Source organism: Frankia sp. AgB32 (assembly GCF_023243045.1).
Classification (GTDB): domain Bacteria; phylum Actinomycetota; class Actinomycetes; order Frankiales; family Frankiaceae; genus Frankia.
Map to the genome: position 1 here is coordinate 1 of NZ_JALKFX010000039.1, position 14,115 is coordinate 14,115.

At 74.2% G+C, this 14,115-nt stretch carries 7 protein-coding genes and 1 pseudogene; 2 read left to right on the top strand and 6 right to left on the bottom strand.

The genetic code is table 11. From position 1 onward, the window contains the following. A pseudogene (locus tag MXD60_RS13970) lies at positions 1-219 on the bottom strand (hypothetical protein); the annotation flags it as partial. Between the two features lie 1,187 nt (positions 220-1,406). Here MXD60_RS13970 and MXD60_RS13975 point away from each other — a divergent pair. Beyond that, positions 1,407-2,810, top strand: a complete 1,404-nt coding sequence (locus tag MXD60_RS13975; RefSeq protein WP_248819488.1) for an aminopeptidase P family protein — start codon at positions 1,407-1,409, stop codon at positions 2,808-2,810. A 216-nt stretch (positions 2,811-3,026) separates the two neighbouring features. Here the strand turns inward: MXD60_RS13975 and MXD60_RS13980 are convergent, their stop codons facing one another. Next, positions 3,027-3,368: a histone-like nucleoid-structuring protein Lsr2 gene (locus tag MXD60_RS13980; protein WP_248819489.1), complete on the bottom strand. Its 342-nt coding sequence runs from the start codon at positions 3,366-3,368 to the stop codon at positions 3,027-3,029. 495 nt (positions 3,369-3,863) lie between these two features. On the opposite strand from MXD60_RS13980, the gene MXD60_RS13985 reads away from it, so the two are divergent. Beyond that, positions 3,864-4,295, top strand: coding sequence for a hypothetical protein (locus MXD60_RS13985; RefSeq protein WP_248819490.1), 432 nt, complete (start codon positions 3,864-3,866; stop codon positions 4,293-4,295). A gap of 730 nt (positions 4,296-5,025) precedes the next feature. Here the strand turns inward: MXD60_RS13985 and MXD60_RS13990 are convergent. The 4 genes from MXD60_RS13990 to MXD60_RS14005 form a co-directional block, all read right to left on the bottom strand. Continuing rightward, positions 5,026-5,850: an ABC transporter ATP-binding protein gene (locus MXD60_RS13990; RefSeq protein ID WP_248819519.1), complete on the bottom strand. Its 825-nt coding sequence runs from the start codon at positions 5,848-5,850 to the stop codon at positions 5,026-5,028. 133 nt (positions 5,851-5,983) lie between these two features. Then, positions 5,984-9,973, bottom strand: a complete 3,990-nt coding sequence (locus MXD60_RS13995) for a SpoIIE family protein phosphatase (RefSeq protein ID WP_248819491.1) — start codon at positions 9,971-9,973, stop codon at positions 5,984-5,986. Positions 9,974-10,101: 128 nt separating this feature from the next. Further along, positions 10,102-12,705 carry a bifunctional acetate--CoA ligase family protein/GNAT family N-acetyltransferase gene (locus MXD60_RS14000; protein ID WP_248819520.1) on the bottom strand — a complete coding sequence of 868 codons (2,604 nt, stop codon included), beginning with the start codon at positions 12,703-12,705 and terminating at the stop codon, positions 10,102-10,104. 101 nt (positions 12,706-12,806) lie between these two features. After that, on the bottom strand, positions 12,807-14,054 hold the full coding sequence (locus MXD60_RS14005) for an acetoin utilization protein AcuC (protein ID WP_248819521.1): 1,248 nt from the start codon (positions 14,052-14,054) through the stop codon (positions 12,807-12,809). Positions 14,055-14,115 lie beyond the last annotated feature (61 nt).

Sequence of the window (14,115 nt, forward strand, 5' to 3'; positions counted from 1 at the left end):
CCCCGGCGGGCGGGGGCGGGGGGCGCGGGGGGCCCCGCCCCCCGCGCCGCCCGCCGGCGGCGCGCCGGGATCGCGGCGCTGCCACTGGCCCGCGGGCCAGTTCTCCGGCGACGCACCGCGGCGGGGATCGCGCCGGGCGCCGGGCGACCCCTCGCCGCGGCCACCGCGATCCGCCGGGGGCGGTCCGTGCCGTTCCGGCCGATCAGGCGGCCAGGTCATGGAGCCTCCCCCTCCTTACTTCCACCGGGAGGTGAGCGTCCGCGCCGGTGGCGGTGTCCTGTGCCACGTCACCCGCCGAGCCGGTCACGCCCGTCGTGGGCGGACGAACGGAACACTCCCGAACAGCCTCTCATTCATCGCGGACGAGCGACACCATCGCCGCTGCCGGCGACTGTCGGATCGGCGACGCGGTGAGGCCATGGTCACCCCCGGCACCGGCCCCGGCCCCGGCTGGCCGGGCGGGCGGGGACGCGGCCAGACCGCCGTTTCGGGACGCACCAGCGGATTCACCGCGCCCAGGCGACCGTGAACACGGCGAATATTCCTGGTGACGCCCCCGCAAGTACCGGTGACGCCTCGACTCGCCCGCCGAGTGGACTTCGCGTCATCCGGGATCCGGGCGGGCGGCGACCCGCCCCCCATGAACACATCACATTTCGGTCACCCGGTTTGCGCGCTGCCCGGTCTTCTGCATCCGGACCACCTTCTGCATCCGGACCAACGGTGGCGGCTATGCCGCGCCGACCCATCTCCCGGACACAGAGCCGTCGTCAACATGCGACGACAGAAAGTTACGAATCGGCAGATAGTGTAGATCCGCGACAACAGATCGCGCGCTCCTGTTAACGGCCGACCGCCGACATGTACCTTCACGGTTACCGCCGGATGGCAACCGTGATGTCACTCCGCGCCGCGGTCGCACCGATCACGATGAGGCCGCGCACGTTCTGCCAACGCGGCCCGCGAGCGGCGAGGAGCAAGGCGACCTCGCTCATCCCGACCACCGCTTCGGCAAATATCGGCGCGGCCGGACAGAAGATGTTCCGCGCTGCCGGAGCGGCATCCCGGCGGCGCGGCACTACCGGCCGAAGCCCGGCCGCCCTACCGTTAGCGGTATGAGTGCCCAGCCCGACCAAAGCACACCCCGAGCGCCGAACGCGGGGGTACCCGCGGCAACCGCGGGTGCGCAAGGCCAGAACGCCATCCCGGCCGGCGGCGCGGACGTTGTCCGGAGCCAGCCGGATCCCACCGCCGCGACGTTGGATTCCGGCGGGACAGGTCCGGATTCGGCCGTTGCGTCCACCACCGGGTCGACTGACCGCGACCCGGATCCCACGCCGTCTTCCGGGCGTGAACCCGGCCAGGCCAACCACGATGAGGAACCACCGACCGCGTTCCGGCGGTTTATGGCGACCGGCTGGGCGCCGATTGACAACGCTCTGCCATCTCGCGATGACTGCGCACCCTACACGGCGAAACGCCGCGCCTTGTTGGGCTCCCGCTTCCCGGGCGACGCCCTGGTGGTGCCCAGCGGTGGTCTGCGGGTGCGGGCAAACGACACGGATTATCCGTTCCGTCCGGGAAGTGACTTCTTCTGGTTGACAGGTTGTCATGAACCTGACGCAGTGCTGGTTCTGCTACCCAACGCGGCCGGGGAGCACACGGCGACGCTGTACGTCCCCGACCGGTCGGACCGGTCCAGCTCGGCGTTCTATACCGACCGTCGATACGGGGAACTCTGGGTCGGCCCCCGCCCGGGGGTTCGGGAGACACAGTCGGCACTGGAGATCGAGTGCCGACCGCTGACCGACCTTCCGAACAGACTGGCCCGGCTCGCGCCGGGAAACACCCGAGTGCTGCGCGAAATCGATCCGCAGGTCGACCGCTCGGTGCTGCGCTGGTCAGATCCCGGATCGACGGAGGATCGGGATCGACGGCTCGCCCAGGTACTTTCCGAGCTGCGCCTGCTCAAGGACGACTTCGAGATCGCCCGGTTGGAGGAGGCCGTCGGGGCGACGACCCGCGGCTTCACCGAGTGCGTAGGGGAAATCGGCCACGCGATGGAGCTGCCCAACGGGGAGCGGTGGCTGGAAGGCACCTTCTGGCGGCGGGCGAGAGTCGAGGGCAACGACGTCGGATATGGCTCCATCGTCGCCTGCGGGCACCACGCCACCACCCTGCACTGGGTACGTGACGACGGGCCGGTGCGCGCCGGGGAGCTGGCCCTGCTGGACATGGGCGTGGAGGGACCGTCGCTCTACACCGCCGACGTCACCCGCACCCTGCCGATCACGGGCCGGTTCACCGAGCTGCAGCGAAAGGTCTACGACGTGGTGCTACGCGCCCAGCAGGCCGGTATCGAAGCGGTCCGGCCGGGAGCGTCCTTCATGGACCCGCACCGCGCGGCAATGCGCGTCATAGCCGCCGCGCTGGACGACTGGGGCCTGCTTCCGCAGGGCGCCGAAGCGTCCCTCGCCACTGATCCCCAAGCGCCGGGAGCGGGTCTGCACCGGCGGTACACCCTGCATTCCACGTCGCACATGCTGGGCCTGGACGTTCATGACTGTGCGCAGGCGCGGGACGAGACCTACCGGGACGCGGCACTGGAGCCGGGCATGGTGCTCACCGTGGAACCCGGGCTGTACTTCCAGGGCGACGATCTGACCGTTCCCCCGGAGCTACGCGGCATCGGGGTCCGGATAGAAGACGACATCCTGGTCACCAGGGAGGGATGGCGGAACTTGTCCGCAGCGCTTCCCCGAACCCCGGAAGACGTCGAAAACTGGATGGGTCGGCATCTGCCGAACTGACGGAACGAACAGAGACGGCGACAGCCCGCGTCGGCGGGGTCAATCGTTCCTGCCACACCGGCCCGACCGGTGTGGCAGGAACCCGCCCTGGTAAAACGTGACCAGCAGGTCCCAGGCCAGTGGGGCGCGCGTCCCGCGGCCGAATACCGCGGGCGCGCCAGGTACTACATGGTCCACTGCTTCGAGCCTCGACTAGGAAAGTCGCCAAGGCCAGGACTAGTGGGCCTTGTCGTACGCCTCAACGATGTTGGAGGCGATACGGCCACGGTCACTCACCGTGTAACCGTTGCTGCGCGCCCACTCACGAATGTCGGCGGTGCGGTCGGTTCCGCCGGTACGCCGCGAAGGGGTACGCACGCCGCGCCGCCCGCCCGCCGCACGACCGCCGGAACGACGGGCCGCGGTCACGAACGGAGCCAGCGACTCACGCAACTTCGTCGCGTTCTTCTCCGACAGGTCGATCTCATACTGCGCACCGTCGAGTCCGAAGCGGACAGTCTCGTCAGCCTCTTCTCCACTGAGATCGTCAATCAACGAGACGATGGTCTTCTGGGCCATGCCACACTCCTTCAGGTCAGCGGACCGCAGAACTCACGCGTCTAGTATTACCACGAGAACACCTGGAACTGTCGCGGCTGGTTCGACTGACTCGCGGCTTGGGCCGACGAACACGAAGACGCGCGACGCTGTGGCGGTCGGAGTACGGAACCCAAAGACGGCCTCCAAGCTCGGCATGATAGGGGGCGATCATGTTCTGCGAATCACACCTTCCCAGCCGAAACGCCGACCGCAAGCGGACAGTTGGGCCGCCGTCGGCCACCCGGCGACCATGTCCACTGACCTTGGGACACCGATCGTGTTCGTCTACCGACTCCGCGGACGATTGCCAGGCAATCGGCCACCATCAGCCGGTGGGTGCTTTGGGGCGCTCGTGCCGCGAGCGGAACCGACCGGTACGAATGCCAATGGGGATCGTGGTGGCGGATGAGTACGCCTGATTCCGGCGCCGCCCCTAAGGTTCGGCGCACGGATGAGTACCCACGGACGTGGGTGGTGGACGGTGCCAACGTGATTGGCGCCCGCGCCGACGGCTGGTGGCGTGACCGTCCGGGTGCGGCCAGGCGTCTGGTCGCCGAAATCGCGGCGTGGACCGCCGCCGCCAAGTCCGATCCCGCCCAGTCAGGACAGGGAGAATTGCCCGCGCGGATCGTGGTCGTTCTTGAGGGTGCCGCCCGGTCGGGGATCCCGGCCGGCGAGGTCGGCATGGCGCCGCCTCCCGCCACCGATGCGCCCCCGGGTCGGCCGCCCACGGTCGTCGTCATGCACGCACCGGGCCACGGCGACGACGCCATTGTTGCGGCCGCCGCGGAAGCCGGCCCGGGCCCGCTGGTGATCACTTCGGACCGCGCGCTCGCCGAACGGGTACGTGCCCTCGGCGCCGACACCCGCGGTGCGCGCTGGCTACGGGAGTGCCTGGGCGGCTGAGCGTCCAACCTCCGCAACGCGGTGGGCGCCGGGTGCCGGAAAGACCCCGGCGCGGGCGGCGCGCGCCCGGTCCCGGTGAACCCGCAGCGGTTGGGACGGGCCACCGTTCCGGGCTGACCGCAAGGCGCGTGCCGGCCGTGGAACGTCGACGGAGCAAATTTACCTTCAGGGCCACCGATCGACGCCTTCTCGGGCTTTCTGGGGCGCACCGCGGCCCACCGAAACCGGCCGGAGCCGCCGTGGTTCCGCCGGCCGGCCGCACCCGCGTCCGCCATCCCCGCGAAACGCGCCCAGGCACCGGTTCGCCGGCCCGCGACCCAGGCACCGGGGGCTCCCCCGGGCCCGGCCGGTTCAGCGCCTCCCAGCCGCGTTCAGGAGCGTGCGGGGTGCGGCCCCGGCGGCGACCCCGGGCGGTGTGCGATCCACACCTGACGGGCAAGGCCCGTCCCGGAATCGGGCCGCGCACCGGCGCGGTCAGGGACGTGGGCATCGGGCCGCCGTGTGAACGCCGCCGATCCCGGCACCCGACGCAGGGACACACCCGCCTGGATGCGCCCGCCGATCGCGTCGCGACGCCTCGCCGCGCCGAGGAGGCGGACGGGAACGCCCGTGCACACCGCCTTACCGGCGGGGCACGAGGCACCGGCCCGGCGACCGGCCGCCGATCCGCCTGGCGGCCGATCGGGTGGTACCCCGGCGGCAGGCTCCGGCCGCGTCAGACCCCGCCGCGTCAGACTCCGACGGAAACCGGCCGTCTCGGGGGCGGCCCGGCCGCGAGGCGGGCGCTGTAGCGGCCCGCCGCCACGCTGATCTCGAGCGGGATTCCGAAGCAGTCGGACAGGCTCGCGGCGGTGAGCACCTCCGCCACCGGGCCGGCCGCACGCACCTGCCCGCGGCGCACCAGCAAGGCGTGCGTCATCCCGACCGGGATCTCCTCGACATGGTGGCTGACCAGGACGCTGACGGGTGCCAGCGGGTCAGCCGCGAACCGGGTCAGGCGGCGCAGCAGCGCCTCGCGGGCGCCGAGGTCGAGCCCTGAGGCGGGCTCGTCCAACAGCAGCAGCTCGGGATCGGTCATCAACGAGCGGGCGATCAGCACCCGCTTGCGCTCACCTTCGGACAGGGTCCCGAACCGCCGGTCGCCCAGCTCACGGCAGCCGAACTGGGCCAGCAGGCCGGCCGCGCGGGCGAGATCGACGTCGTCGTACGGCTCGTCGCCGCGGCCGAGCACCGACCACCCCGCGGTGACGACCGCATCGAGGACACGCTCGTCCGGCGGGGGCGACTCGACGAGCACGGGGCTGACCACACCGACCCGGTAACGCAGGTCGAGGATGTTCACCGTGCCCAGCCGGTGGCCGAACAGGTCGACGCCGCCGGCGGTGGGGAACAGGCGACCGGAGGCCACCTGCAGCAGGGTCGTCTTGCCAGCGCCGTTGGGGCCGAGGACGACCCAGCGTTGGCCGGGAAGGATCTCCCAGCTCACGTCGCGCAACAGGAATGACCCGTCGCGCACGACATTGACCTTGTCGAGGCGCAGCACCGCGTCCGGCATGGGGCTCACGTTACGCGAACCGCATCCCGCCGATGCCGTCAGGACGATTCCGACACCGCCACACTTGCCGGGACGGCCACCGAACCCGTCTCACCTGGCCCTCGGCCCGGCGCCCGCCGGTCGGCCACTGGCCTCATGGCCCGCTCGGGCCGTCGGGCCGGGCCACGAGATCGATCTCCGCCCAGACGACCTTGCCCTCGACGATCATCCTGACGCCGTGCCGCGCCGCGATCCGCGACACCAGGTCGAGCCCGCGCCCGGCCTCGTCCTCCGGCGCGGCCAGCCGGCGCCGCGGCAGCCGGCCGCCACCGTCGGCGACCTCGACGACAGCCCGGTCACCGAACCGGCGCAGGCGCACCGAGCACGTCGGCCGGCCGTGCCGCAGGGCGTTGCTGGTCAGCTCGGACAGGACCAGCACGACGGAGTCGACGACGTCCCCGGGCAGGCCGCCCTGGTTCTCCAGGGCGAGGCGGCCCTGCGCCCGGACCGCCCGCAGCCCCTCCGCCCCGTCGACGGTGACGTCGAGAAGGCTCTGGCCGGCCACCGCCTCACCAGGCAGCCGGGCGAACAGCAGCGCCACGGCGGTGTCCTCCGATGCCGGCTCGCCGTCCCGGCCGAGACCGACGCAGGCCGCGGTCACCAGCGCGTCGAGGTCCGCCCGCGGACCGTCGCCGCGAGCCAGCACCGCCGCGAGGTCGGACACCCCGGCGTCGGCCGCCCGGCCGCCGCCGCGGACCAGGCCGTCGGTGAACAGCGCGATGAGATATCCCTGGCCCAGCCGGACGGTGTACTCCGTGGCGTCGGCCGGTCCGGTCAGATCGGCGCGGGCGACACCGAGCGGGGAGCCGACCGCCATGTAGAGCCGCGACACCAGGCCGTCGGGCGCGATGACCAGCGGCGGCGGATGTCCGGCACTGGCCAGCGTCAGGACGCCCGTGTCGATCTCGGCGATCGCGTAGATGCAGGTGGCGACCTGTTCGCCCGGCAGGTCCGCGACGATGCCATCGAGCAGCGCGAGCACCTCGCCGGGCGGCAGGTCGAGCCGGGCACACACGCGGACGGCGGCGCGGAGCTGGCCCATCGCCGCCGCCGCCGCCACGCCCCGTCCCCGCGCCTCACCGATCACCAGCGCGAACCGGCCGGCGCCCAGATCGATCACGTCGGACCACTCGCCGCCGGCGTCGCCGTCGTCGCCCGCGGGCAGGTAGCGGGTCGCGACCTGGAGTCCGCTCGGCGCGGCGGGGGGCGCCCCGCGCAACGTCTCGTGCAGCTCGGCGACGTCCCCGTGGACGGCTCGGTCGCGGTCGAGGCGGATGCATGCCACCCCGGCGCGCGCCGCGAGTTCGCCCAGATACTCCAGTTCCGCGGTGGTGAACGGGGCTCGGTCGCGCGCGGCGGTGAGGCTGACGACGGCCGCGATCCCGCCGGCGCCCCACACCGGAAGCACGGCGGTCGTGTGCGCGCCGAGCTGGCGGAGCCAGCGGGCGAGGTCGGCGGGCAGGTCCCCATCGCCGTCCGGGTGGACGAGGAGCCGGCCCTGGCCGTCCGCCGCGGTCGCGCGCAGCGGGCTGGTGGGCGTGGCCGCCGCCGCGCTCCACGCCGCCGCCGGTGCCGCGTCGCCGAGGGTCGGCGCGGTGCTGAGGGTCGGCGCGGTCACGACCGCGAACGGGACCAGGCGGGGCGCCGCCTCCGCGGCGGCAGCGGGGTCCGCCGCGGGGGCGGCCGGTTCGCCGGCGGGGGCACCGTCGCCGGACGCGGCATGCTCGCCGACGGCGGCCCGGGTAGCCGGTCCCGCGGACACCAGGTGCACCGCGCAGACATCGGCGATCTCGGTGACGAGCAGGTCCGCGAACGCGCGCAGCGCCTGCCGTGGATCGTCGGCGGCGCTCACGGTGGTGGTGACCCGGGTCAACAGGTCCAGCCGGTGATCGGCGGTCTCGCGGGCCGCGCGCTCGGCCTGTGCGGCCGTTCGGGCCTGGACCCCCTCGGCGGCATCCGCCAGCAGCCGGTCGTGGCCACGGGCCCGCTCGATGGCGCGCGCGGCGGCCGCGGCAACGCCGGTGAGGTGCGCCCGGTCCGCGGGCGGAAACGGGCGCGCCGCCGGGAAGCCGAAGGTCACCACGCCGAAGGCCGCCCCGTCGGCGGCGACGAGCGGCAGCATCGCCCACGCCTGCTCGCCCGCCGCGGCGACGGCGTCGGCGAGCCCGGCCACCGGCCACCGGGTGAGCAGTTCGCGCCGATCGGACAGGAACAGGGCCCGGCCGCCGCGCACCACCTCGGCGACGGGATGCACGGCGCCGAGCGCGACATCCGGCCATGATCCGGCGGGCGGCTCGGTCGAGGTCTCGGCGTCGGCCTCGCCGGCCGAGCGGAGAAACCGCAGCTCGTCCCGTTCCGGGTCGACCAACGCGACCCCGCGGGCCACCGCGCGGGCCGCCTGGCCGCCGACGTCGAGGACTGCCGCGATCACCTGGTCGACGGTGCTCGCCGCCGCGAGCGCGACCGAGAACCGCCCGCCCGCCTCGAGGCGGGCGTCCGCCGCCTCCGCCTGCTCCACCGCGGCGGCGGCCCGCCGGCTGGCCGCCGCGGTCTGTTCACCGGCGGTACCGGCGCGCTGGTCGGCCGCCGCGGCCTGCTCGACGGCCTGCTCCGCCTGGCGCTGCGCGGTCTGCGCGCGTCGCTCCGCCCCCTCGGCCCGGTCCACCGCCTCCTCGGCCCGCCGGTCGGCCGCCTCGGCCCTGTCCACCGCTGCCTCGGCCCGCTGGTCCGCCGCCTCGGCCCGGTCCACGGCCGCCTGCACGCGCGCATCGGCCGACGCCGCCTGCTCCGCGGAGGACCCGACGCGCTGCTCGGCCTCCTCAGCCCGCCGCTGCGCCGCCTGCGCGCGCTGCTCGGTCTCGCCGGCTCGTTCCTCGGCTTCGGCCGCCCGTTGCTCGGCCGCGGTGGCGCGCTGGCGCGCCTCGTCGACGTGCTGCTCGGCCTCGCCGGCTCGTTCCTCGGCCGTACCCGCCCGCTGCTCGGCCGCGATGGCGCGGGCATCCGCCGCGTCGGCCCGCTGCTCGGCGTCGGTTCGGCCGGCCTCGGCCACGCGCTCGGCGCTCAGGTCGCGCAGCACGCCCAACCACTCGGCGGGACGGGCCTCACCGCCGTTCCCCGGCACCGTGGCGGGAACGGGCAGGACCCTGGCACCGACGACCCGGGGGGAACCCTCGGTCGGGGTGGAGAGCCGGAACTCGGCGTCGAACGGAGCGCCGTGCTCCAGCGCGCCGCGCCACAGGCGGGCGACCTGATCCCGGTCGTCGGGATGCACACCGGCGAGCCAGCCGGCGCCGGCGAGTTCGCCGGCCGGCTGACCGGTCACCGTGCGCCACCCGGGCAGGTCGACGTCGAGGCTGCCGTCCGCGGTCGCGTGGAAGACGTCGCTGCCAGCCGCGTCGACCAGCGCGCGGTAGCGGCCCTCGGCCCGCATCCGCTCCCGTTCGGCGACCTGCATGCCGGTGACGTCCAACGCGACGAAGGCGACCCCGACCGGGCCGAGCTGCGGGTCGGTCACCGGGAACCAGCTCGCGAGCCAGGCACGCGCCGGTGCGCCGGCAGGACCCGCGACCCCGATCTCAAGGTCGATCATCGGTTCGCCGGTGTGCAGCACCCGGCCCAGCAGAGCGTCCAGTTCCTGGCCGGTGTCGCCGAGGACCTCGCTCACCGTCCGTCCCAGGTGATCCCGGGCGGCCCGACGGTCGAGCCGGGCCAGCGTGTCGTTGACCCGCACGAACCGCCCGGAGCGGTCCAGCAGCGCGAGCCCGACCGGAGCCTGGGCGAACAGCGCGTCGAGCAGCGCGTAGGTGGCGAGGCCGGGGTCGACGCCGGTCGCGCCACTCGCCGCCGCGGAGCCGCGGCCCAACCCGGACCCGAATCCCGGGCCGGTGCCCTGGTTGGTCTGGGTGCCCGGGACCGGCAGGCCGTCCGGGGGAAGCCGGCGGGGCCCGAACCCGTCGATCACGTCCCGGGACGGATCCGAGGGTGACCCGTTCTCCGGCCGCGGCACCATCGGCCAGCCCGGAGGCAGCACGGGCACGTCCCGGCCGGCACCCCGCTCCGGCTCGGCGCCGGACCTCGGCGCCAACGCCGCCTGAACGGGTGTCCCCGTAGCCGGGGCACCCGTGGCCCGAACGGGCCCCGCGGAATCGAACTGCGGCGCCCCATAGGGGCCGGATGCAGGCCAGACGGGTGGCTGCCCGGAGTGCGGCGAGGTCATGGGAGACGATTGTGGCCGGTGTGACCATGTTGTGCAGAACCGCCCCGGACCGCCGCCGCCTCCTCATGCGGCGCAACGGCCCAGAACCGGCGCGGACCGGCGTCGGCCCGGGGCGCGGACCGGCCGGTGACCACCTCCGCGGACAGGACGGTCACCCGACCGGCCGAGACGACGACCGGGTCAAGAGTGAGATGAACCACCTCGGGCAGGTCGTCGGCCAACCGCCCCACCCGCAGCAGCAGATCCTCCAGCGCCGCGACGTCCACCGGACGGGACCCGTGGTAGCCGAGCAGCAGCGGCGCCGCCCGGATCGACCGGACCAACCGGGCCGCGTCCACGTCGGTGAGCGGCAGGATGTGGTGCACCTGGTCACCCAGCAGCTCCGTTGCCGGACCGGACAGACCAAAGGACACCAGCGGGCCATACCTCGTGTGCTCGGCGGAGCCGACGACCACCGAGACTCCGGCCGGCGCCATCCGCTGCACGGCGATCGGCAGATCAGGCCCGACCTGGTCGCGCAGGGACGCCCACGCCGCCCGTACGGCCGCCGCGTCCGGCAGGTCCAGGCGTTGGCCGCGCAGGTCCGGCCGATGCCGGTAGGCGGCGGAGCTCACCTTCAGGGCCACCGGATAGCCGAGCCGCCCGGCGACCTCGACCGCGTCCTGTGCCGAGGTCACCGCCGACGCCGGCGCCACGGTGATGCCATAGCAGTCCAGCAGCGCGGCGGCCTGGTCCGCGGGCAGCGGGCCGGAGCCGCCGCCGGCGAGGGCCCGGGCGTCCTCGGTCCGCACGATCAGGGCCGGCACCGTCCCGGTCGGTTCGGCGCGCCACTGCGCGTAGCCGACGACGCGGCGCAGCGCCGAGACCGCCGCCTCTGGTGACGGGTACGTCGGTATGCCGACGAGGTCGACCGGCGGCTCCACGCCCTGTAGGGACGCCAGGATCGGCACGTCGACCCGCTGGGCCGCCGCTGCGACACCGGCCGTGGCCTCCCCCGGCGTCAGGATCGGCAGCCGGGCGACCGTCACGATCACCGCGTCGGCGCGGTCCGCGGCGGCCAGGACCGCCGCCGAGAAGGCGCCGGCGCTGCTGGTCGCGGGCAGCAGGACCTCCTCGACCGCGAGTCCGGCCGATTCGGCGGCGCGCGCGGTGAGCCGGACCAGCGCTCGGGAGTCTCCGACGATCGCGACCCGGTCGCCGGCCGGAAGCGGCTGGGAGGTCAACAGCAGGGCCACGTCGAACGCCTGGGAGATCCGGTCGACGCCGATCACCCCGGCCTGGCGCAGCAGCGCGTCGTCCAGCGCGGAACGACCGGAGTAGACCGTCACGACCGGTTTGCGCCGGCCGACGCGGCGCGCCAGCCGGGCGAACTTGCGAGGGTTGCCGAACGACTCCAGGTGCATGATCACCGCGTCGGTCTCGGCGTCCTCCTCCCAGTACTGGAGCAGGTCGTTGCCACTGATGTCGGCCCGGTCCCCGGCGGAGACGAACACCGACAGGCCGACCTGGCGCCGGGAGGCGGCCTCCAGGATCGCCCCGCCGAACGGGCCGGACTGCGAATAGCACCCGATCCGGCCCGCGGGCGGCATCCACGGCACCATCGACGCGTTCAGCCCTACCTTGGGGTTCTGCACGCCCATGCTGGCCGGGCCGACGACCCGCATGCCGTCCGCGCGGGCCTCGGCCGCCAGCGCCTCGTCGGCGGGATCGTCCCGCTGGTCGGTGACCACCACCAGTCCCCACACCCCGGCCCGGCCGGACGCCGCGACCACCGCCGGCATCTCCGCCGGCGCCACGCACACCACGGCGAGGTCCACCGGTCGGGGCACGTCCTCGATGCTCGCGTACGCACGGATGGAGGCCACCGCGGTGCCGACGGCCGCCGCCGCCGGGTTCACCGGGTACACCGGCCCGTCGAAACCACCGGCGAGCAGGTGGCGCAGCACCGCGTTGCCCACGGACGAGGCCGACCGGCCGGCGCCGATCACGGCGACCGCCCGGGGATGCAGCAGCCGGCCGATGGACGCGGCCTCCGCCCGATGCTCCCGCGCCCGCATCACCCCGACGGACCGGTCCGTCGGGGTGATCTCGAAGGACAGGCGCACCGCGCCGGAGTCCCAGGCCCGCGAGACGGTGTACCCGGCCTCCAGGAAGACCCGGATCATCTGCCTGTTCTCGCCGAGCACGTCGGCGTCGAACCGGCGGATCCCGCGGTCCCAGGCCGCCGCGGCGAGATGCTCCAGCAGGATCGAGCCCAGCCCGCGGCCCTGCTGCGCATCCTCGACCAGGAAGGCCACCTCGGCCTGCGCGGGACGCTCCGCCGTGCCCTCCCAGTGGGCCACCGCCACCAGGTCGTCGCCGATCACGGCGACGAGGGCGCCGCGTCGGAACTGGTCCACCACGGTCATCCGGTGCACGTCGGCGTCGGAGAGCGCCCGGCGCGCGGCGAAGAACCGAAAGTAGATCGTCTGGACGGACAGCCGCGTCCAGAAAACCCGCAGCAACGGTCCGTCGGTCGGCAGGATCGGCCGGATGTGCGCCGTGCCGCCGTCCGTCAGGACGACGTCGGCCTCCCACTGCGCCGGATAGGCGACGGGCACCGGATCGACGGGCGGGGGCTGATCGGCAGGGGGTGTCTGATCGGCGGTCGGAGGCTGATCGGCGGACGGGGCTGGGTCGGCGGAGGGCACCGGAACGTCGGTCACCTGTCCACGATGGGGTCCAGACCGCGCAGCGGGAAAACCGCCCGCCGGGTCGCGGCGACCGCCTGGTCGAGCGGGCTGTCGGGATCACCCTCGCCGGCGTCCCACGGCCGGTAGCGCACGCCCACTCCGTCACCGAGCGTGCGGGAGATGCCGACCACGGCACCGACGGAGGGATGCCCCGTCGCGGTGAGCACCTGGCGGGGCGCGTTCGCGCGCCAGTCGGCCGGCAGCTCGGTAGCGGGCTCGAGCGGGTGGTGGGCGGCGATCGCCAGCAGCTGCGTCCACGCCCGGGGCACCACCGCGTCCAGCGCGTAGCCGCCTCCGCCGCAGGCCAGCCAGCGCCCCTCACACAGTTCGTGGGACAGCTCGTGCAACGCCTCGTAGGACGCCCGCTGCCCGTCGACGGACAACGCCAGATCGGCCAGCGGGTCCAGCGCGTGGGTGTCGCAGCCGTGCTGGGTGACGAGCACCTGCGGGCGGAACTCCCGCAGCAGCACCGGGACGACCCCGGAGAACGCCCGCAGCCAGCCGGCGTCGCCGGTGCGCGCCGGCAGGGCCACGTTGACCGAGCTGCCGGGCGCCGCCTCGCCGCCGACCTCGTCGGCGAAGCCCGTGCCGGGGAACAGGGTGCGGCCCGTCTGGTGCAGCGAGATCGTCAGCACCCGCGGGTCGTCGTAGAAGGCGGCCTGCACACCGTCGCCGTGATGGACGTCGACATCCACGTAGGCGACGCGCCGCGCGCCCGCGGCGAGCAGCCAGGCGATCGCGACCGCCGGATCGTTGTAGACGCAGAAGCCGCTGGCCCGGTTCGCCATCGCGTGGTGCAGCCCGCCGGCGATCGACACGGCGTGGCGCGGCGGCCCCGACCACACGGCGCTGGCCGCGTCGATCGTCCCGCCGGTGATCAGCGCGGCGGCCTCGTGCATCCGGTCGAAGACCGGGTTGTCCGAGGTACCGAGACCGAACATGGCCGCCAGCCGGGCCCTGGCCGGATCGGACGCGGCCCGCACCACGCTGAGGTAGACCGGGTCGTGGACGAGCTCGATCAGCTCGTCGGCGGCCAGCGTCGGCGCGACGACCCGCAGGCCGGGGGCATCCAGCACGCCGAGGCGCGTCGCGAGGTCCATCGTCAGCTCGAGGCGCACCGGGTGCAGCGGGTGCTGGGGGCCGAAGTCGTAGCGGGCCATCGACGGGTCCCACGCGAGCACCGTGGGCTCGGCCGGTCCACCCGGGTCGGCCAGCACCGGCGGGTCGGCGAGCGCCGCGTCCGCCCGCGCCGGCACGGCGGGCCCTCCCGGCCGGCCC

What these genes read in the sequence shown, in the direction of transcription:
- MXD60_RS13975 (WP_248819488.1), top strand. Translation starts at nt 1,407, where the DNA reads ATGGCGACCGGCTGGGCGCCGATTGACAACGCTCTGCCATCTCGCGAT.
- MXD60_RS13980 (WP_248819489.1), bottom strand. Translation starts at nt 3,368, where the DNA reads ATGGCCCAGAAGACCATCGTCTCGTTGATTGACGATCTCAGTGGAGAA.
- MXD60_RS13990 (WP_248819519.1), bottom strand. Translation starts at nt 5,850, where the DNA reads ATGCCGGACGCGGTGCTGCGCCTCGACAAGGTCAATGTCGTGCGCGAC.